The 19196-nt window shown below is 64.0% G+C and carries 21 protein-coding genes; 11 read left to right on the forward strand and 10 right to left on the reverse strand.

Annotated elements, in window-relative coordinates; genetic code table 11:
• Window positions 1–2: 2 nt before the first annotated feature.
• Window positions 3–1787 (forward strand): GGDEF domain-containing protein, encoded by a 1785-nt coding sequence (locus IGX34_RS05430; protein ID WP_192554673.1) that lies wholly within the window; start codon window positions 3–5, stop codon window positions 1785–1787.
• A gap of 37 nt (window positions 1788–1824) precedes the next feature.
• Here IGX34_RS05430 and IGX34_RS05435 read toward each other — a convergent pair whose 3' ends face one another.
• Both IGX34_RS05435 and IGX34_RS05440 read right to left on the reverse strand, forming a co-directional pair.
• The gene (locus tag IGX34_RS05435; RefSeq protein ID WP_192554674.1) at window positions 1825–2199 is read right to left on the reverse strand and encodes a hypothetical protein; all 375 of its coding nucleotides are present in this window, start codon (window positions 2197–2199) and stop codon (window positions 1825–1827) included.
• A 220-nt stretch (window positions 2200–2419) separates the two neighbouring features.
• The gene (locus tag IGX34_RS05440; protein WP_192554675.1) at window positions 2420–2800 is read right to left on the reverse strand and encodes a hypothetical protein; all 381 of its coding nucleotides are present in this window, start codon (window positions 2798–2800) and stop codon (window positions 2420–2422) included.
• Between the two features lie 283 nt (window positions 2801–3083).
• Between IGX34_RS05440 and IGX34_RS05445 the strand changes: the two genes are divergently transcribed.
• Entirely contained in the window at window positions 3084–3773 is a 690-nt protein-coding gene (locus tag IGX34_RS05445; protein ID WP_192554676.1) for a restriction endonuclease, read from the forward strand.
• 56 nt (window positions 3774–3829) lie between these two features.
• Here the strand turns inward: IGX34_RS05445 and IGX34_RS05450 are convergent, their stop codons facing one another.
• The 3 genes from IGX34_RS05450 to IGX34_RS05460 all read right to left on the reverse strand — a co-directional run bounded on the left by IGX34_RS05450 (window position 3830) and on the right by IGX34_RS05460 (window position 6346).
• Window positions 3830–4552 carry a 2OG-Fe(II) oxygenase gene (locus IGX34_RS05450; RefSeq protein WP_192554677.1) on the reverse strand — a complete coding sequence of 241 codons (723 nt, stop codon included), beginning with the start codon at window positions 4550–4552 and terminating at the stop codon, window positions 3830–3832.
• Between the two features lie 79 nt (window positions 4553–4631).
• Window positions 4632–5069, reverse strand: a complete 438-nt coding sequence (locus tag IGX34_RS05455) for an NlpC/P60 family protein (RefSeq protein WP_225737253.1) — start codon at window positions 5067–5069, stop codon at window positions 4632–4634.
• A 2-nt stretch (window positions 5070–5071) separates the two neighbouring features.
• Window positions 5072–6346: an MFS transporter gene (locus tag IGX34_RS05460; protein WP_192554678.1), complete on the reverse strand. Its 1275-nt coding sequence runs from the start codon at window positions 6344–6346 to the stop codon at window positions 5072–5074.
• A gap of 141 nt (window positions 6347–6487) precedes the next feature.
• On the opposite strand from IGX34_RS05460, the gene IGX34_RS05465 reads away from it, so the two are divergent.
• The gene (locus IGX34_RS05465; protein WP_192554679.1) at window positions 6488–6949 is read left to right on the forward strand and encodes an SRPBCC family protein; all 462 of its coding nucleotides are present in this window, start codon (window positions 6488–6490) and stop codon (window positions 6947–6949) included.
• A complete protein-coding gene (locus tag IGX34_RS05470) occupies window positions 6933–7274 on the forward strand; it encodes an ArsR/SmtB family transcription factor (RefSeq protein WP_192554680.1) in 342 nt (113 codons plus the stop codon). Before IGX34_RS05465 ends, IGX34_RS05470 begins: the two co-directional genes overlap by 17 nt.
• Here the strand turns inward: IGX34_RS05470 and IGX34_RS05475 are convergent.
• Window positions 7271–7981: a transposase gene (locus tag IGX34_RS05475; protein WP_192554681.1), complete on the reverse strand. Its 711-nt coding sequence runs from the start codon at window positions 7979–7981 to the stop codon at window positions 7271–7273. The genes IGX34_RS05470 and IGX34_RS05475 overlap by 4 nt on opposite strands.
• Window positions 7982–8971: 990 nt before the next feature.
• Here IGX34_RS05475 and IGX34_RS05480 point away from each other — a divergent pair.
• A complete protein-coding gene (locus tag IGX34_RS05480) occupies window positions 8972–10072 on the forward strand; it encodes a calcium:cation antiporter (RefSeq protein WP_192554682.1) in 1101 nt (366 codons plus the stop codon).
• On the opposite strand, the gene IGX34_RS05485 is transcribed toward IGX34_RS05480, so the two are convergent.
• A complete protein-coding gene (locus IGX34_RS05485; protein ID WP_192554683.1) occupies window positions 10069–10551 on the reverse strand; it encodes a DUF3455 domain-containing protein in 483 nt (160 codons plus the stop codon). The two genes, IGX34_RS05480 and IGX34_RS05485, sit on opposite strands and share 4 nt — an antisense overlap.
• A gap of 61 nt (window positions 10552–10612) precedes the next feature.
• On the reverse strand, window positions 10613–11917 hold the full coding sequence (locus IGX34_RS05490) for an alpha/beta hydrolase family protein (RefSeq protein ID WP_192554684.1): 1305 nt from the start codon (window positions 11915–11917) through the stop codon (window positions 10613–10615).
• 359 nt (window positions 11918–12276) lie between these two features.
• On the opposite strand from IGX34_RS05490, the gene IGX34_RS05495 reads away from it, so the two are divergent.
• From IGX34_RS05495 to IGX34_RS05515, 5 genes are all read left to right on the forward strand, one after another.
• Complete coding sequence (locus tag IGX34_RS05495) at window positions 12277–12639, forward strand: hypothetical protein (RefSeq protein WP_192554685.1); 363 nt, start codon at window positions 12277–12279, stop codon at window positions 12637–12639.
• A 68-nt stretch (window positions 12640–12707) separates the two neighbouring features.
• A complete protein-coding gene (locus IGX34_RS05500) occupies window positions 12708–13244 on the forward strand; it encodes a Spy/CpxP family protein refolding chaperone (RefSeq protein WP_192554686.1) in 537 nt (178 codons plus the stop codon).
• Between the two features lie 157 nt (window positions 13245–13401).
• Window positions 13402–14274: an alpha/beta fold hydrolase gene (locus IGX34_RS05505; RefSeq protein WP_192554687.1), complete on the forward strand. Its 873-nt coding sequence runs from the start codon at window positions 13402–13404 to the stop codon at window positions 14272–14274.
• A 105-nt stretch (window positions 14275–14379) separates the two neighbouring features.
• The gene (locus tag IGX34_RS05510; RefSeq protein WP_225737254.1) at window positions 14380–14748 is read left to right on the forward strand and encodes an ExbD/TolR family protein; all 369 of its coding nucleotides are present in this window, start codon (window positions 14380–14382) and stop codon (window positions 14746–14748) included.
• Between the two features lie 120 nt (window positions 14749–14868).
• Window positions 14869–15591: a 2OG-Fe dioxygenase family protein gene (locus tag IGX34_RS05515; RefSeq protein WP_192554689.1), complete on the forward strand. Its 723-nt coding sequence runs from the start codon at window positions 14869–14871 to the stop codon at window positions 15589–15591.
• Window positions 15592–15748: 157 nt separating this feature from the next.
• On the opposite strand, the gene IGX34_RS05520 is transcribed toward IGX34_RS05515, so the two are convergent.
• Window positions 15749–17197, reverse strand: coding sequence for an alkaline phosphatase family protein (locus IGX34_RS05520; protein WP_192554690.1), 1449 nt, complete (start codon window positions 17195–17197; stop codon window positions 15749–15751).
• A 125-nt stretch (window positions 17198–17322) separates the two neighbouring features.
• On the reverse strand, window positions 17323–18225 hold the full coding sequence (locus tag IGX34_RS05525) for a LysR family transcriptional regulator (RefSeq protein WP_192554691.1): 903 nt from the start codon (window positions 18223–18225) through the stop codon (window positions 17323–17325).
• A 119-nt stretch (window positions 18226–18344) separates the two neighbouring features.
• Between IGX34_RS05525 and IGX34_RS05530 the strand changes: the two genes are divergently transcribed.
• On the forward strand, window positions 18345–19112 hold the full coding sequence (locus IGX34_RS05530; RefSeq protein WP_192554692.1) for an SDR family NAD(P)-dependent oxidoreductase: 768 nt from the start codon (window positions 18345–18347) through the stop codon (window positions 19110–19112).
• The last annotated feature ends 84 nt before the right edge of the window (window positions 19113–19196 follow it).

The following is a 19196-nucleotide window of genomic DNA, read 5'->3' on the forward strand; positions in this document are numbered from 1 at the left end:
TCATGGTCTTTCAGCGCGACAGTGCACGCCTTACTTCGCTGCTCGACCGGGCGCAGAACAACTTGCACGCCGTATTCCAGCCGCTGGTGCGGCTCGATACGCTGGAAATCGTCGCGCACGAAGGGCTGACGCGTCCGGCCGAAGATCTCGGCGGCATCAGCACGCCGGAGCTGCTGAACCTGGCGCGCGTCGAAGGGCGGCTGGGCGAATTCGAACTGGCTGCCGCACGCACCGTTTGCAGCGCGTTCGTGGCACAGCAGGCGCCCGGGCGCCTGCTGGTGAATCTGAGCGCGCAGGCGTTCATGCAGAAATCGATCAAGCCCGACGACCTGATCGATGCGCTGAGCGCCGGCGGCATGGATCTCAGCCGTATCACCATCGAGCTGACCGAGCGCGACATCGTCGACGAACCCGCGCGCCTGGCGAACGCGCTCGGCTATCTGCGCGCACGCGGGGTGCGCTTTGCGCTGGACGATTTCGGCAATGGCCATTCCAACTTCGAGATGTGGAATGAAATCCATCCGGAAGTGGTGAAGATCGACCGCTACCTGATCCACGGCCTGGCCAAGAGCGCCGAACGCCTCGCCATCGTGCGCGCGCTGTGCCAGGTGGCCGAAACGCTCGGCGCCGACCTGGTCGGCGAAGGCGTGGAAGAAGCCGACGACTTGCGCATGCTGCGCGAACTGGGCATCTCCTATGCGCAGGGCTTCCTGCTCGGCCGTCCGGCGCCGCGAGTGGTCGACAAGGTCTGCGACAGCGTGGTGAGCGCGCTGAACCATCCGATGATCGCCGTGCCGCCGCGCCTGCGCGGCCCGGTCACGCAGCGGCCGATGCACCTGGGCCACCTGGTGATCGAAGCACCCGCGCTCACCGCGCAACACAACAACAACGATGTAATCGCCCTGTTTAGCAGACAGCCGGAACTGCATGCATTGGCGGTAGTAGAAGAAGAACAACCGATCGGCCTGATCAACCGGCGCGTCTTCAGCGAACGCATGGCGCAGCCGTATACGCGCGAACTGTATGGCCGCAAAAGCTGTACCGCCTTCATGCATGAAGCACCGTTGCTGTGCGATGTGCGGCAATCGCTGGAAAGCATGGCCGATATCCTGCGCGGGCAGGATCAGCGCTATCTCAGCGACGGCTTCGTGATCACCCGCGAAGGACGCTATCTGGGCCTGGGCACCGGCGAATCACTGGTGCGCCGGGTTACCGAACTGCGCATCGAGGCTGCCCGCTATGCCAATCCGCTGACCTTCCTGCCCGGCAATATCCCGGTGACCGAACACGTAGCGCGGCTGCTGCGCGCGGAAGTGGCGTTCACCGTGGCCTACGTGGATCTCAACCACTTCAAGCCGTTCAACGACCAGTACGGCTATTTCCGCGGCGACGAGATGATCCGCCTGCTGGCCGGCATTCTTACTGCGCAGGTGAATCCGCGCAGCGATTTTGTCGGGCATATCGGCGGCGACGATTTCCTGCTGGTGTTCCAGAGCGAGGATTGGGAACAACGCTGCCGCCAGATGGTGGCGCTGTTCAACCAGCGCGCCCAGGGCCTGTTCGCGGAGGAAGACATCACGCGCCAGGGCATCGTCGGTGAGGATCGCCACGGCAATACGCAGTTCTTTCCGCTCACCACCGTGGCGATCGGCGCCGTGCGTGTCGCGCCGCCCTTTCCGGGCCATCCGGAAACGCTGGCGACGCTCGCCGCGCGGGCCAAGCGTCACGCCAAGCGTGCGCAGGTGGGCTTCTATCTGCTGGCCGGCGAGTCCAACTGGCCGGCCTAGACCGACGCGCGGCGTGGCCGCGCGTGCATGGAATGGCTCAACGCACGTGCAGCCAGTGCACGTAGACACGGTTGAGGCGATCTTCTTCGCGGAATCCTTCGCGCCCCTCCACTACCGCGCCCCAGACCGTGCGCGCTACGCCGGCCTGCATCCGGTCGATGCGTACCTGCTCGCCCGGCGGGATCAGGAAACGCGTCTCCAGCACCATCACATGGTCGCTTTCCCAAACCAGCGTGGCGTGGCGGGCGGTCGTGGCGCCCCAGCCCAGATGGATCTGCACATTGACGGCGGCAAATGCGCCGCGGTTGTCCAGCTTCCAGCTCTCGGTTTTGCTCAGCAGCGACTGCAGGCGTGGATCTTCCCAATCCACCTCGTTATTGGACAGCTTCGATTGGGGCTTGAAATGGCTCATGCAGGCATCTTTCCGGTTCAGATCGGCGCCACCGCGCCATCGCTCGCACGCAACATCACCGTGCGCTCCCTGCCCCCCGCAGCAAACGTCGCTACGGGCGTATCAAGCCGGCGTGCCGCGCCTGGCCGGGGGACCGGGGCACCGCAGCGCCGCATACTGGTTTGGTATTGCTGGCGTGCTTTAGCGCGTTATCGGCCCGGCGGGGATTTCCTTTAGGGCATCAGCTGGTGGGTTTTACCTGCAGCCAGTACAGATGGATGCCGCGCAGGCGGTCTTCCTCGCGATAGCCTTCGCGCCCTTCCGCCACCACGCCCCACAGCGTGCGGATGCGCTCGCCCAGATGCTTGTCCACCCGCACCTGGTCGCCCTTGGCCAGCGGGAAGGTGGCTTCCAGCACCACCGACCTGTCGCGCTCCCACACCAGCGTCGCCGAGCGGCCCACCGAACCGCTCCAGCCCAGGTACACCTGCACCTCCTGCGACGTGTAGCCGCCACGGTTGTCCAGCTGCCAGCTGTCGCTGCGCTTGAGCAGGGAGGACAGTTCCGGATCGTCCCAATTGACGCGGACATGGGAGGACTGGGTATGCGGCTTATGGGTCATCGGGGGTGTTCCGGGGAATCGAGGGAGGGGCCGTGATGGATTAATGCCGCGCACGTTAAGGTCTTGTATACGCGCCCGGCCGCCGGCCCGAGTTTTCCGCCGTGGCCGGAGCATCGATACGCCGCAACGCACAAAAGTTCCGTGGTGATACCGTGAATCGGCCGCCAAACTGCGGCAGAACCGCGCTGCGGCCGAATGCCGCAATGCACGCTGAACTCCCGAATCGTCCGCGCTAACGTCAACCCCAGGTTTCAGCAGCAGCGTTCACAGCTCGGGGGAGTTGATGGCGAAGCACGGAACACATCGCATCGAGCAACTGGTCTTGGTGCATTGGCCGGCAGGTTCCCTGCTCGGCGTCAGCGCGTATATCGGCGCCCGCTATGGCACCGGTGTGCAGAGCGCCGTCCACATGACCATTGTGTGGCTGCTGTTGCTCGCCTGCTGGGTGTGCGCCGCGCTGTGCTGCATCGGCTATCGCCAGCGCATGCGCCGGCTGCTGGTACGCGATCAGCTGGGCGAGCTCTGCCGCATGCACTGGCGTGCGTTCGAAGGCCGCGTCGCGCAGGCGTTCCGCTATCGCGGCTACGCCGTGCAGCACATCAGCGACGGGCACGGCGGCCAGGACGATACGGACAACGGCCTGGACCTGATCGTGCACAAGCATGGCCTCACTACGCTCGTGCAATGCCGGCACTGGGGCAATCGCAGCGTCGAGGTGAAAGACGTGCGCGAGATGTACAGCCTGATGAAATACCACCAGGCCTCCGCCGTGAAAATCGTCGCCTGCGGCGACTACACCGAGGATGCGTGGAAATTCGTCACCGGCAAGCCGTTCGAACTGATCTACGGGGAAACCTTATTGGCGATGCTCAGCGATGCGCAGCTGCCGATCGATTCCAGCGTGGTGCCGTTCCGGGCGCCGGCATCGCCGCCGCCGATGCACCACCGGCCGCGCACCGCCGCCCATCCTTGACGCTTTCGAACAACGCCGCCCAGTGCGGCGTTTTTCATGCTACCGGCGAGCACCGCTCAGGTCGCGTCGTGAAAGATGATGCCCAGCGTATGCCGATGGCCGGCGCGGATACGGCTCACACCATGCCGCATATTCACCCGGTAACTGCCGCGTGCGCCCTGCACCGGCCGATGATGGACCGCAAAAACCACCGCATCGCCCTGCTGCAGCGGCACCACTTCCGGCCGCGATTGCATGCGCGGACGCTGCTCGGTCAACACGAATTCCCCACCGGCAAAATCCACCTGCGGCTGCGACAGCAGAATCGCCACCTGCAGCGGAAACACATGCTCGCCATACAGATCCTGGTGCAGGCAGTTGTAATCGCCTTCGCCGTACTGCAGTAGCAGCGGCGTGGGACGCAGCTGTCCTGCCTGCTGACAGCGGACCAGATAGTCGGCATGCGTCGAGGGATAACGCGCTTCCTCGCCCATCGCTTCGTTCCAGCGGTTGGCGATCGGCGCCAGATGCGGATACAGATCGTTGCGCAGCTGCTGAATCAGCGCCGGCAGCGGATAGCGGAAGTATTTGTATTCGCCGCGGCCGAAACCGTGCCGCCCCATGCACACCGTGCTGCGGAAATGTCGGCCCTGCGGATACAGCGCGGCCAGCATGCGGCATTCGTCCGCGCTCAACAGTCCCGGCAGCATCGCCGCGCCGCGCTCGTCCAGTTCACCGCCTACTTGCGACCACGCGATCGCCGAAAGCCGTTCATCGCCGGCCTGCCCTGCATGCTGCATGTGTGTGCCTGATCTTGTCCGCCGTTAACTCGGGCACAGACTAGCGAACAGGCTAGCGCCGCACACTCCGTTTCTTGCCTTACGCAGGCCAGCGATAGCCGAGCACACTATCCAGCGGATAGCCCAGCTCGCGCACTTCTTCCAGCTGGTTGCCGCCGAGCAGATAGATCGTCTCGGCATCGTGGCGCAGGTAAAAGCCCACATGCCCTTTCCAGCTGGCGGGATCGTCTTCGCGCGTGAGTACCGCCACGCAACCGTAGACCGGCTGCTCCAGCGGCCGGCCCCAGTCGAGCCAGGAGCGGGCCAGTGCGGAACCGGTACCGCGGATGCCGATGCGGCCCAGGCACCAGTTCACGAACGAGGAGCACCAGGAGATCTTGTCGTCATAGCCCACCAGGGCGGTATGGCCGTTGTACTCGACGATGCGCGGGTTGCTCTGCCCCGGACCGAACCGCCGCACCCCGCGTTCGGCCAGGGCGATCGGCATCCATGCGGGTGCTTCATCAGTGTGGCGCATGCTCAATGGCCGGCCTGCGCATCCTGTTTCGGCTTGATCATCAAGGCCAGCATGGTCAGCACCGCAGCCGCCGAAAGGTAGTAGCCGACATATTCAAGCCCATAGGTCTTGGCCAGCCAGGTCGCCAGGTACGGCGCCAGCGAGGCGCCGAAAATGCCCGCCATATTGAAGGCCAGCGACGCGCCGGTGTAGCGCACCGCGGTGGGAAACATCTGCGCCAGCGTCGCGCCAAGCGGCCCATAAGTGATGCCCACCACGCACATGCCGATCACCATGAACAGCAGGCCGCTGTGCGCGAACAGCGCGGCATAGGCGATGCCGAAGACAAAGATCAGCAGCGTGGCCAGCACCATCGTGAAGCGATTGCCGCGACGGTCGGCCAGCAACGCGGACAGCGGAATGAACAGCGCGAAGAACAGCACCCCAACCATCTGCATGATCAGGAATGTTTCGCGCGAGTACGCCAGCTTGGAGGTGGCCCAGCTCAAGGCGAATACCGTCATCAAGTAGAAGATCACGAAGGTGGCCAGCGTCGCGAACGTGCCGGCGAACAAGGCGCGTGGATGCTCGGTGAGTACCGTGAGCATCGGTACGCGTACGCGCTCCTGCTGCGCCATTGCGCGCGCAAAAGCCGGCGTTTCGGTCAGGCGCAGGCGCATCCACAGGCCGATCAGCACCAGCGCCGAACTGGCGAGGAAGGGCACGCGCCAGCCCCAGGCAAAGAACGCGGCGTCGCCCATATGCTCGGTCAGCCACAGGAACAGGCCGGTGGCGATGAAAAAGCCGATCGGCGCGCCAAGCTGCGGAAACATGCCGTACCAGGCCTGCTTGCCCTTGGGCGCATTCTCGGTCGCCAACAGCACCGCACCGCCCCACTCGCCGCCCAGGCCCAGGCCCTGCCCCAATCGGCACAGCGACAACAGCAGCGGCGCGATCACCCCGATATGCGCATACGTCGGCAACACGCCGATCACCACCGTCGAGATGCCCATGGTGAGCAACGCCGCCACCAGCGTGGCCTTGCGCCCGATCCGGTCGCCGAAATGCCCAAACAGCGCCGAGCCGATCGGCCGCGCGACAAAGGCCAGCGCAAAGGTGGCAAACGACTGCAGCGTGGCCGAAGCCGGGTCGGCAGCGGGAAAGAACAGCTTGGGAAACACCAGCACCGCCGCAGTGGCGTAGATGTAGAAATCGAAGAACTCGATGGTGGTGCCGATCAGGCTGGCGAACAGAACTCGGCCCGGCGAATTGACCGGCGTGGCGACAGCATCCTGCATTTCCAGGTACCCGCGATGAAGGTCGGCCGATTCTGCCAGAGGCGGTCCTGGCGCGGGGCAGAATTTTTTTCCTATGCGTACAGCAACCAATTGGTTGCATATCCGGCACAGCGGATCTAATATGCAACCTGGAGGTTGCCCATGAACACATCGACCAACAGCATCGAACGGCAGATTCATATCCGCGCGCCGCGCGCCAAGGTGTGGCGCGCGCTGGCCGACGCCGAATCCTTCGGCGACTGGTTCGGCGTAGCGCTCAAAGGAAAGCAGTTCGTCGCCGGGCAGCCGATCGAAGGACCGATCACCTACCCGGGCTACGAGCACCTGCTCTGGCGCGTCGAGGTCGATCGCGTCGAGCCGGAGCGGCTGCTGTCCTTCTACTGGCATCCGTTCGCGATCGATCCCGACGTCGACTACTCGCAGGAAACACCTACCCTGGTGCGCTTCGAGCTGGAAGAAAGCGCCGACGGCACCTTGCTGCGGCTGCTTGAATCGGGCTTCGACCAGATTCCTCCCAGCCGGCGCCTGGATGCCTTCCGCGCCAACAGCAATGGCTGGGAGCAACAAATGATCAATATCGAAAACTATGTCGCCACGCACTAGCGCCGCCGGTTCGCTGCAAAAGTCCGCACCGGTCTTTTCCGCGCTGGGCGACGAAACACGCCTGCGCCTGATCGCCTTGCTGTGCGCGGGCGGTGCCCTGTCCATCGCCCAGCTCACCGCCGGTACCGATATCACGCGCCAGGCCGTGACCAAGCATTTGCAGGTACTGGCCGATGCCGGCCTGGTGCGCGACCTGTGGCAGGGCCGCGAACGCCTGTGGGAATTCGAAGCCGGCCGGCTGGACGAAGCGCGGCGTTCGCTCGACACCATCGCGCAGCAGTGGGATCGCGCCCTGGCCAGATTGAAAGCGCGCCTGGAAGATTAGTCCCCGCCGATCGCCGCAGGCAGGCTGCGGCGCGGACGATGCGCGGGCCGTGCCTTGGCATAGCGGCCGAGCGCATGTTCTACCCAGGCCTGGAACGAAGGCGAACCGAGCGCGCGCTGCTGCTGGATATAGGTGCGGATTTCCTGCAGGTGCTCGCCGTCGATATCGCTGGCGAACAGTTGCCGGTAGGCACGCTGGCATGCGGCCGGCTCGCTGCCCAGCGCCAGGTAGCGCGAGTGCGGCACGATCAAGGGATCGCGGTCGCCCAGCGCATTGGCGCCATAGCTGGACCAGGCATATGCCGATGGCTCGCCGACCAGGCCGACGCGTACCGGATTGAGTTCGATATAGCGATAGCAGCGGAGCAAGTAATCCTCGGCATCGACCAGGCAGGATTTGTAGCGCCCTTCCCACAAGGTACCGCTGCGCCGGTAGGTCACGTTGACATAGCTGACATAGTTGCGGCCCAGCGATTGCATCATGCTCGCCAGCGCGCCGACGCTGGACGGCGTAAGCAACAGGTGCACGTGATTGGGCATCAGCACGTAAGCATGCACGGCGCACTGCCAGCGCTGGCTTGCATGCAGCAGTTGCGCGAGATAGCAACGGCAATCCGCCGCCGCGAAAAAGCATTGCCGATGCCCGTGACCGCGCTGGATCACATGCTGCGGTACGCCGGCAAGATCGAATCGTGGTGACCGTGGCATCGAGTAGCCTCCATGCAGCGACACGTAGCGCACGAAAAGACAGGCAAACACGCTTTGCAACGAAGCTCGATTGTTCGCCGCAGATGACCACCGCAGAAATCGGCGATGAGCGTATATCGCGTTGCGGTGTAGAACGCGTGACGAAACATCGTCACGCCGCTGCGCATTCATGCCATGACGGCATATGCCCGCAAGCATGCGCAAAACGGCTTGTAATTGCGCCCATTCGAATAACGGGGACAGGCTGGCTTACGCCAGCATGAAGATCCCCCGCGCATCCGATACATCAGCCGTGCAAGTGCGCCTTGCTGCAGCCTTGCACTAACCAGCTGCAGGATCCGCTGCGCATCGCCTCCATTCGATCTGCGCAACTTTTCCGGCGGACACGGTGAAACAAAACGCTACGCGCGACTATGCGCCCAGCGCTCATACGCTCCGGTGGCGTCAGCGCTTCCACTACCGGCAACCGAATCGGCCATCAGCAGATCCTGCGCGACGTCGCCGTGGTCGGCAGGCTCCAGCGCAAAATGCGATGCGTGTGCATCGAACGATTCTTCGCGGCGCGACTTGCGCGAGCGCTACATGTCCAGACAGACCCGGGACAGCACGGTGGCAACCAGTCGCCTAGTTTTTACCTGGGCGACACCGGTGTGATGCAGCCGCAGTCACATCTGCCGCACCGCGTCTTCCATTTCGCGGTGCAAACCGGGCATGCGATAGCCCTGATCCTGTACCCGACACGGTGTGGGGCAAAGCCTGCCGACCAGACCCACTGGCCATGCCGCCCCTGGTCAGCGCCCAGATCGACCGGTGGAATCGCCTCGACGTCGCCACCCGCCAAATGGGCGGCAGTTGGAAGCCCTGAGCACTACGCATCCCGCCGCCGGGAACCGGCCCGGTGGCGGGACATTGATCAGAGCATCCCCGAACCGCTTAAACTGCCGATTGCAATCGCCATAGCGAACAGGACCGCGAATCATGCAGCGAGCGATGACTTCCATGCGCCCCTTGGTCGGCTGGATCACGGTTGCCCTGTTCCTGCTGTTCGGCAGTGGCTGGATCGCCGGCCTCAGCCATACAACCGGCATCGGGCTGTTCCTGTGGCTGTTCCTGGTCATCGTGTGGGTAGCCTTCGGCGTAGTGCACGAGGCCGAAACGCTGGCCGAGATGCTGGGCGAGCCGTTCGGCACCCTGGTGCTCACGTTGTCGATCGTGGTGATCGAGGTGGTGCTGATCTCGGCGGTGATGCTCAGTTCGCAAGGCAATGCCACGCTGGCGCGCGACACCATGTATGCGGTGCTGATGATCGTGCTCAACGGCGTGGTCGGGCTGGGCCTGCTGATGGGCGGCATCCGGCATTACGAGCAGGTCTACAACCTCAAGGGTGCGGCGGCTTATCTGTCGGTGATCATTCCGCTCACCATCATCGCCCTGGTGCTGCCGGACTTCACCACCTCCACCCACGACGGCACGCTGACGCCGCTGCAGGCGGTGATGTTTTCGCTGCTCACCATCGCCTTGTACGGCGTGTTCCTGTGGCTGCAGACCGGCCGGCACCGCGGCTATTTCATAGCGCCCGATGCGCAGCCGATCGACCCGCACGAAATGGAACACCATCGGCCCGAACCGATCGACAAAAAGCAGCTGATGCTGCACTTCGTACTGCTGCTGGTGAACATCCTGCCGATCGTGATCCTGTCCAAGAGCATGGCCAAGATCCTCGACTACGGCATCGAGGCCACCGGCGCACCGGTGGCGCTCGGCGGCATCGTGATCGCCATCCTGGTCTTTGCCCCCGAAGGCATTTCCGCCCTGGTGGCGATCCGCGCCGACCGCCTTACCCGTGCCGTCAATCTCTGCCTGGGCGCGGTGACCTCCACCCTGGGCCTGACCGTGCCGGCCGTGCTGGCGATCAGCCTCTACACCGGCAACCCGGTGCTGCTCGGGCTGGCACCCTCAGGCATCGTGATGCTGATCGCCACGCTGATCCTCAGCTCGATCACCTTCTCCAACTCGCGCACCAGCATGCTGGAGGGCGCGGTGCATCTGTCGCTGTTCGTGGTGTTCCTGGTGCTGGTGTTCAGCCCTTAGGGAAAGAACTGATACAGCGCGCTGTACGGTACGCGCACCTCGGTGCCGGCATGGCCTGCATCGCAGCCCGTGGCGGGCGCCACGCCGCCCTCGGTGTGTGCGCGCACGATGTATTGCACCGCGGCCATCGTGCCGCTGCCGCTATGCGACTTGGCATGCAGCACCAGCCACGCGACGGCGCCGGCATCCGGCGACGGCGCCGCGGTCAGCGGCTCGGCCACCACCGTGCTGCCGTCATTGGCCTGCCAGCTGGGCCCGGCGAAATGCTTGCCGATGGTTTGTCCCTTGGCGTCCAGCAAGCTGGCGTCAGGCGCCTTCAAATGCCACGCATAAGCGCCGCCAGCTGCGCTGCAGGTATAGATCTGCACGCCTTTGCCGAGTGCCTCGAAAGCCGCCGGCTTGGTGGTCGCGGCCTGTGCATGGACGGCTCCGGCCAGCGCCATCGACAGCACGGCGCAGCTCATCAATGATTTGTGCATGGTTATTCTCCGATCGGGGCCAGTCATGTTATTGGCGAAATGTGAAAGTGCGCGTACAGGCCTAGGGCCGGCCGATCGCCTGGATCTGCGCCGGCTCACCGAACTTGGTCGCCAACCAGTCGAATAAGGTTGCATGCCACAGGCTGGGGGCGCCGATCTGGCAATGCTCGCCGCCGCCCGAGGCGCGGTCGTAAACAATATTGGTGACACTGCGCGCCGCGGTAAGACTCAGCGCAAACGCCTTGGCCTGCTCTGGCGGCACGAAGTGATCGTCGGCGCCGGACAGGATCAGCACGTCGGCCTTGATCCGCGCCGCCACCGGCGCCAGCGTGTAGGCCTTGAACGCATCCAGCACCTCGAACGGTCCCTTCACCCCGAGCACCCACATGCCGTTCTGCACCGACCACTGCGCACCGGGATCGCTGGGGCCATGCTTGCCCAGCCAGTTGAGCACGCCGGTGTAGCCGTGCTGACGCAGCCAGAACACGAACAGCGGCACATTACGCGCGGCGATCGCGCCACCATCGAAAAATGCATCGTACGCCACCACGCCGCTGATGCGCGGATCGAAAGCCGCGGCGCGCGGTGCAAGATAGCCGCCCATGCTCTCGCCGATCAGCACGATCTTGCCGGAAGTGGGATGCGTGGCAAGAAACGTATCCAGCACAGCTCCGTTGGGCTTTTCCCACTGCGGCGTCATGGTCAGGCCCTGCTCGCGCAGCACCGAACCCTGGCCCGGCCCTTCGTAGACCAGCACCGGATAGCCACGTTGCTGCGCCGCTGCCACCACATGAAAATACAATTCCTCCATCGTACTGTCGTAACCGCCTACGACCACCAGCAGCGGCTTGCTGTCCGATCCCGCCGGGCCGGGGAAATAAAGCGCATTCAAATGGTATTTGCCGTAAGGCACGCTGATGCGCTCGTACTTCACGCCCAGCACGCCCAGTCCCTGGTAGAACGCGGCGATATTCTTCTTCCATGCCGGTACGCGCTGCGCATCGTTCGGCGCAAGAAAAAATTCGGCGGCGCGATAGTAGTTGTGGGCGCGCAGCAAGGCATCGCCCTTGCCGATGGAATCGTCCGTGTGTTGCGCCAGGGTCATGGCACGATCGCCTGCCGCCATCCAGCGCTGATACCAGCCTTGCGCATCGCCTGCCTTGAGCCCGGCAATCGCCTGCCCTACTTCGCCGCCATCGCCACCGACGCCGGCAATGTCGTTGAGCACGCGCGCGGTCTCGAAGTTATAGGTCTGGTCGCTGAAATAACGTGGACTGCCCAGGTCCGGCTGCGGGCGGTCGAGAAAATGCCAGATTACGCCGGCTACGATCAGCACGGCTGCAATGATGAAGAAACGGTTGCGCATGATTCCACCTGTTCGGTTAATGCCGGCCTCGTGCGGGCCAGAACTGGCCCGCGCCATACACAACTGATTGTGGGAATTGCGTCGGCGCCAGCCAGTGACAGCTGTCAAACGCTTGTTATGCGTTCCGCAGGGCGCCGCGGCGAAGCATGCTTCGCGCTGGATGAACCGATCCCCCTACAACACGCCAACTTGAATAAAACTACACCTGATTTGGCTTAGACTGCCCACCGGCGATCGGCAGCGGCGCGCCAGATGCTTTATCGCTGCCGGCCATCGCCATCAGGATTTTTCACCACGCAGGCACGCGACACTGGCCCGGTGCATGCGCCAAACGATGCATATCCGAGGAGGGTAAGTTGATGACTCGCACCTCACGCACGCCGATTCTCCGGCAGTTGGCCGCCGTCGCGATCGCGCTGGCCGTTGTTGCGCCGTCGATGCCGGCACAAGCGCAATACTACCGCCGCCCCGGTCCGGGCTGGCATCGTCCGCCGCCGCCCCCGCCGCCGCGCTGGGATCGCCGCCGCCATGACGGCGGTGGCGGTGCAGGCGTAGCGATCGCAGCTGGCCTGCTGGGCGTAGTGGCAGGTGCGGCCATTGCCAACTCCGCTGCCAATGCCTCCGCGCCGCCGCCCGGTGTGGTCTACCAAAGCTCGGCGCCCCCGCCGCCGCCGCCGCCGGGCGTGGTCTATTACAACAACGGCGCCCCTCCGGGATATTGAGCATCCCTGCGCATCCGGTTATTTCGCGCCCTTGTCGGGCCCGTACTCATGCATTGGAGCTTCCCATCATGAACAAGCTTATTCGCAAGGCTGCTCTACCCGCCGTACTGTCGCTCGCCTTGTTCGCCGGCACGGCCATGGCCCAGAGCACGGCGCCGGCGGCCGCTTCGCCATCGACTGCTGCCCCCACCGCCACCAAGTCCCATGCGCAGCGCCGCATGGATGAAGTGGAGCAGCAGGTCAGCGATCTGCACGACGAACTCAACATCACCGACGCGCAGTCGAGCCAGTGGACCGCCTATGCGCAGGTGATGCGCGACAACGCGCAGCGCACCGGCCAGGCACTGCACCAGCGCCACCAGCAAATGGAAAGCATGAGCGCCGACGACTCGATGAAGTCGTATGCGCAGCTGGCGCAGTTGAATGCGGACAACATGCAGAAGCTCTCCTCCGCCTTCAGCGCCCTGTACGCCGTGCTGTCGCCGGAACAGAAGCAGACGGCGGACGAGCTGTTCAAGAACCGCCCGCCGCGTGCCGGCGGCCATCACGGCGACAAGGGGGGCAAGCCGGCCAGCGCTTCCTCGGCGGCTTCGTCCGGCACCTGATCGCGTCGCAGCGTTGATCCACAACAAGGCCAGAGGCTCGCCGCCTCTGGCCTTGTTGTTTTTGCTTGCCGCATCAGGTCCGTGAAGCGCGACGCCTGCCCTGTTAATCGCCGGCCGGCCACATGCACAATCGCCGCAGGCAATCAGGAGGGTGACCATGGCGACTGAAGGCAATGTCATGCTGGCCGATGGCAGGCGCATGACTTACGCCGAATTCGGCATGCCTGACGGTCACCCGGTGTTTTATTTTCACGGCACGCCTTCGTCGCGGCTGGAGCCGCTGCTGATCGGCGAAGCCACCTTCACGCGCCTGGGCCTGCGCATCATTGCCCCCGACCGCCCCGGCATAGGACGCTCCAGTTTCCAGCCGCAGCGCCGCTTTGCGGACTGGCCGGCGGACCTGCTGGCACTGGCCGATGCGCTGCAGCTGGATACCTTTTCCCTGCTCGGCCACTCCGCCGGCGGCGTGTACGCGGCAGCGTGCGCCGCATGCATTCCCGAGCGCGTGCAGCGCGCGGTGATCGTGTCCGGCCTGTGGTACATGGACCAGCCGCAGCTACTGGCCCAGCTGCACTTCTTGAACCGCCTGGGCTGGCTGCTGGCCAGGCACGCGCCGGGACTGCTTCGGCTGCTGCTGCACCGCACGGCGGTGAGCATCGGCAAGGACCTGTCGCAGATGAAGCACATCCTGCCGCCGGCCGATTACGACGCCTTCGAATATCCCGGCCGCTACGAAGCCTTCGGCTACGTTTTCCGCGAAGCACTGCGCCAGGGCACGCGCGGCACCGCCTGGGACATGCGCCTGTATATGCATCCGCTGGGTATCCGCCTGGAGGATATCCAGATCCCCCTGCAGGTATTCCATGGCGGCAAAGACGCCAACATGCCGATCGAGCTGGTGCGCGCAACGCTCGCCTCCATCCCCACCGCCACGCTCACCGTCTATCCGTACGAGGCGCATCTCTCCACCTTGTGCAATCGCTTCGACGATATCGCCAGGGCATTGCTCGAGCCGCGCACGCGGGACTAAGCTGGCCGCGCCCGGCTCCCCCTTTGCGCCGGGCCCACATCGACATCCACAGCTCGTACGGGAGGAAGAACTATGGCTTTCTCTGCACGTGTATCTCGCGACGTCATGGCCCAGATCAACGTCACGCCACTGGTCGACGTCTTGCTGGTGCTGCTGATCATCTTCATGATCACCTCGCCCATCGTCACCCACAAGGCGACCATGGATCTGCCGCAACTCTCATCTAAATCGCCACTGGAAGTCGTACCGCCGATCCACCTGGGCATCCATCCGGACGGTGAAATGGACTGGAACGGAACCCCCATCCGGGCCGACCAGTTGGCCGCACAACTGAGCATCGCCGCCAGCCGGGCACAACAGCCGGCCTTGCAGATCGAGGCGGCCGATGGCGTGGCGTACGACAGCGTCGCGCGTGTGCTGGCCAAGGCCAAGGCACAGGGGCTGGTCCGTATCGACATGCTGGGCACGCGCTGAGCAGGTGACACCGATCCAGGCGCCACCTGCGGGTGGCGCTTTTTTTGGCGCGCCGCCTTGCCTGCGCACTGCCTCCGATATGGCATGTGCCGGCTCGACGCCGCCTTCTATAATTGCGCCATGTCGATCCCACCCAATGCCCCGCTGTCCGATGCCATGCAACGCGACGGCTTCTGCTTTGTCACCGCCGACATCATGCAGCCGCTGCTGCAATCGGCCGGCACGCTGTCCGACTGGACGCGCTTTGCGGAAAGCTGGAACCGGCTTGGACCGGATCCCTACCTGGCGGCGAAAGGCCGCTTCCGCCGTCGCCGCCATGCGACTTTCAGCGCCGATGCACACGGTGCGCTGGCGCTGGCACCGCATCAGCCGCATTTTCAGGCGCTGCAGTACAACACCTTGCAAGGCGATATCGAGCGCTGGTTCGAACCGATCGAGGCCAGCATCGCCGACGGCGACAGCCTGCGTACCATCCTGGCCTTCTGCAATGGCTTGTTCAGTTCACTCGCTCCGGCGGTAGCGCAATGGCATGTGGAAGTGCATCAGTTCCGCATCGAAGCCAGTGCCGATGCCGCCGGCGAACCGACGCCGGAAGGCAGCCATCGCGATGGCGTGGATTTCGTGCTGGTGTTGCTGGTGGACCGGCACAACATCGCCAGCGGCACCACCACCATCCATACGCCGGACGGCAAGCCGCTGGGCGATTTCACCTTGACCCATCCGTTCGATGCAGCCCTGATCCACGACCCGCGCGTGTTTCACGGGGTGACAGCGGTGACGCCGCTAGTGGCAGGAGAAGCGGCGCACCGCGATGTATTGGTGGTGACGTTCCGGGCGCGTTGAGGCCCGTGCGCAATGCGTTTCGCAGTCAGCTAGCGCATCCAGCGAATCACGCACCGTAGCCGGCCCCAATCCTGCGTCTTGCCACGCCGTCATGCCTGCGCCCGCTTTCGCGGGAATGATGACTCAGTAACGACTAAGCAAGTTGAATAGCACTTGCTTATGAACCCGTCGATTTCCGGCTCGCCTTCCACGCCATCACGCGCTCGTTGATATAGCGATCGTAGTCGTACCCCGTCTCCAGCCTCGGCGCAGGACGATGCGTACCCTGCTCAGCATCCGGCACCGGCAGGCGCGATACCAGCTCTGCATACACTTCCTGCAGATGCGAAGGCTTGTTCGCCGAAGGGTTGGTGCCGCTGGATACTGGCACCGTCACGCCCGCCAAAGGATCGTCCGTGCGCGGCGTGGTCAGCGTGAGTACCGCGCCGACATCCGGTGCCGCCGCGTCGCGCTTGGTCAGCGGCGGCACATTCCAGCGCTGTTCCACGGTTTTCAAGATCGAGGTGTGGTCGAACGGCGTTGCGCCTTGCGCGACGCGGAACACCGTACCGGCAGGAATCAACGGCGAGATCAGCACGGTCGGCACGCGCGGCCCGAAGCGCGTGAAATCAAAACCGTATTCACCGACGCTGGCATCCGGCGCCACCGCACCCGCCGGGGGTGCCACGTGGTCGTAGCAGCCACCGTGTTCGTCATAAGTGACGATCAGCAAGGTCTGGCTCCACGCCGGGCTGTTGCGCAAGGCGTAATACACGTCATGCAGGAACTGCTCGCCCAGCGCCACATCGTAATTCGGATGCTGGCTATTGCCTTTGGAGCCCCAGCTCGGCTCGAGAAAACTGTAGGACGGCAGCGAACCGTTCGCTGCATCGCTCTGAAAGTCGGTGAACTGGCCGAAGTAGGTATCGGCGAGATTGGTGAGGTCGGTGAAGGTCATGCGCGTCAGCGGCTCGGCGGTGTAGCCATAGACCTTCCAGCTGACATTCTGCTTGGTCAGTGCGGTATAGATGCTGGGCGCGGTAAAGGTCTTGGTCTTGTCGTCCATATGGCCTTGCGACGTGCCGGCATGCACGAAGGCGCGATTGGGCAGGGTTTCGGTGGGTACCGAGCCATACCAGTGATCGCATACCGCAAAACCGCGTGCGAGCGCGGACAGCACCGGCAAGGTTTCCGGCGTGTGCATGCCCATGATGTCGTTGGCGACCGTGCCGGCGAAAATCGAATAATTCTCCTTCGCCTCCCAGCCCAGCGTGTAGGAAAAATCGCTGATAAAGCCCTGGTTGGTAGCCACCGGCGGCGTCGGCGCGGTGTTGCTGCCGAACAGCTGCGAGTTGGTGGCGGTATAGCCTTCGCCCGGATCGGCACCCGGCATGAAATACGTGCTGGCAGCGGCCGGCTGGATCTTGAACACCGTTACCGCGGCGGTGCCGCCGGCACCGGGATTGGATTCCTTGCCGGTCAGGCCTTCGAACGGCTGCCCTGCCGGCGACACATTGCCGGCATCGCTGTAGAGAAAACCAAGCATGTGATCGAAGGAGCGGTTCTCCAGCATCACCACGACGATATGGTTGATGGCCGACAGCGAAGGGGCATCCGATGCAGACATGGTGTCACCTGTTGGAGGGATGAAAGCGTATTTCGCCACACGCCATGTTCAGCCGGCGTGCTCATGACTGATCGAACGAAACTAATCCGCTTCTGTGACAGTTTCTTGCAGCCGCCGCCGGCGATTCACCCGGCATCCAGATACGGCGCCATGATGCCGCGCAGCCATTCCATGAATACCTGCACGCGCGCAGACAGATTGCGCCGCTGCGCATACAGCAGCGACACCGGCATCGGTTCCGCACGGTATTGCGGCAGCACTTCCACCAGCCGGCCCTGCTCGAGCAGTTCGGTCAGGCCGACGCGTGGCGCCTGGATGATACCCAGCCCCGCCAGGCAACCCTCCTGGTAGGCCTCCACGCTGTTGACGGTCAGCACGCCCGGCATCGGCACATAGCAGCAGCTATCGCCTTCCAGATACTCGAAGCCGGGCGGACGCTGCCCGAGCGTGGGCACGTAGTGGATCAGCAGATGCCGCGGCAGCTCGTCCAGTTCGCGCGGCATGCCGTGCTGTTGCAGATACGCAGGGCTGACGCAATTGGCAATCGGAAACATGCCCAGCCGACGCACGATCAGGCTGGAATCGTCCAGCGTGCCCACCCGCAGCACGCAGTCGAAACCTTCGCCGACCACGTCGACGCGCCGATCGGTGCAGCTCAATTCCACCTGGATCTGCGGATGCTCACGCAGAAACTGCGGCAGGTGCGGCATGAGGCGCCGCGCGATGCTGCCGTTCATGTCTACGCGCAAGCGGCCGCTGATCGACTGTGGCGCCTGCTGGAACATGCTGCTGACCTCGTCCATGTCGGCGAGCAGTTCCTTGCAGCGCTCGTAGAACAGCTGGCCGTCCTGGGTCATCTGCACCCGGCGGGTGGTCCGGTGCAACAGTTGCGTGCCCAGCTGCGCTTCCAGCTGCTGCACGGCGGTGGAGGCGCTGGCCTTGGGCAGGCCCAGGTTGTCGGCGGCACGGGTGAAACTGGCCATTTCCGCCACCCGCACGAAGATGTGCATGGCTTCGATCCGGTGCATCGACCATCCCCAGATTGTTCGTTTTATGCGAACACAGCACTCATAATCTGCTTATTTATACGATTAGTACAGATCAATAAGCTGAGCGCCATTGGTTCACCTCAACCCTGGAGACGCCCATGAGCAGCACGCAAACCCCCATCGCCCTGATCACCGGCGGCAGCCGCGGACTGGGCAAGAGCATGGCCTTGAAGCTGGCCGAACACGGCACCGACGTGGTGCTCACCTATCGCTCCAACCAGAGCGAAGCCGAGGCGGTGGTGGCCGCCATCGCCAAACTTGGCCGCCGCGCTGTGGCGCTGCAGCTGGACGTGGGCAAGAGCGCCAGCTTCGCGGCCTTCGCCGATCAGCTGCGTGCGGTATTGAAGGATCACTGGCAGCGCAGCCAGTTCGATTTCCTGGTCAACAACGCCGGTATCGGCATCCACGCCAGCTTTGCGGAGACCACCGAAGCGCAGTTCGACGAATTGGTGAACGTGCATCTCAAAGGCGCGTTCTTTCTCACCCAGACCCTGCTGCCGCTGATCGTCGATGGCGGCCGCATTCTGAATATCTCCAGCGGCCTGGCGCGCTTCAGCCTGCCTGGCTATTCGGCTTATGCCGCGATGAAGGGCGCGATCGAAGTGCTGACCCGCTACCAGGCCAAGGAACTGGGCGCACGCCGCATCGCCGTCAACACGCTGGCGCCCGGCGCGATCGAAACCGATTTCGGCGGCGGCGTGGTGCGCGACAACGCCGATGTGAATGCCTTTGTGGCTGCGCAGACAGCGCTGGGCCGCGTAGGTCTGCCGGACGATATCGGCGGTGCGGTGGTGGTGCTGCTGTCGAAGGACAGCGGATGGATCAATGGCCAGCGTGTCGAAGCATCGGGCGGCATGTTTGTCTGACGTCTTGCACGAATGCACGCACTCGCCGACTTGTTCCCTCCCCTGCTCGGCAGGGGAGGCTTGGCGTGGGCTTGCACGTACTTG

This window comes from Dyella acidiphila, assembly GCF_014863405.1.
Lineage (GTDB): Bacteria > Pseudomonadota > Gammaproteobacteria > Xanthomonadales > Rhodanobacteraceae > Dyella_B > Dyella_B acidiphila.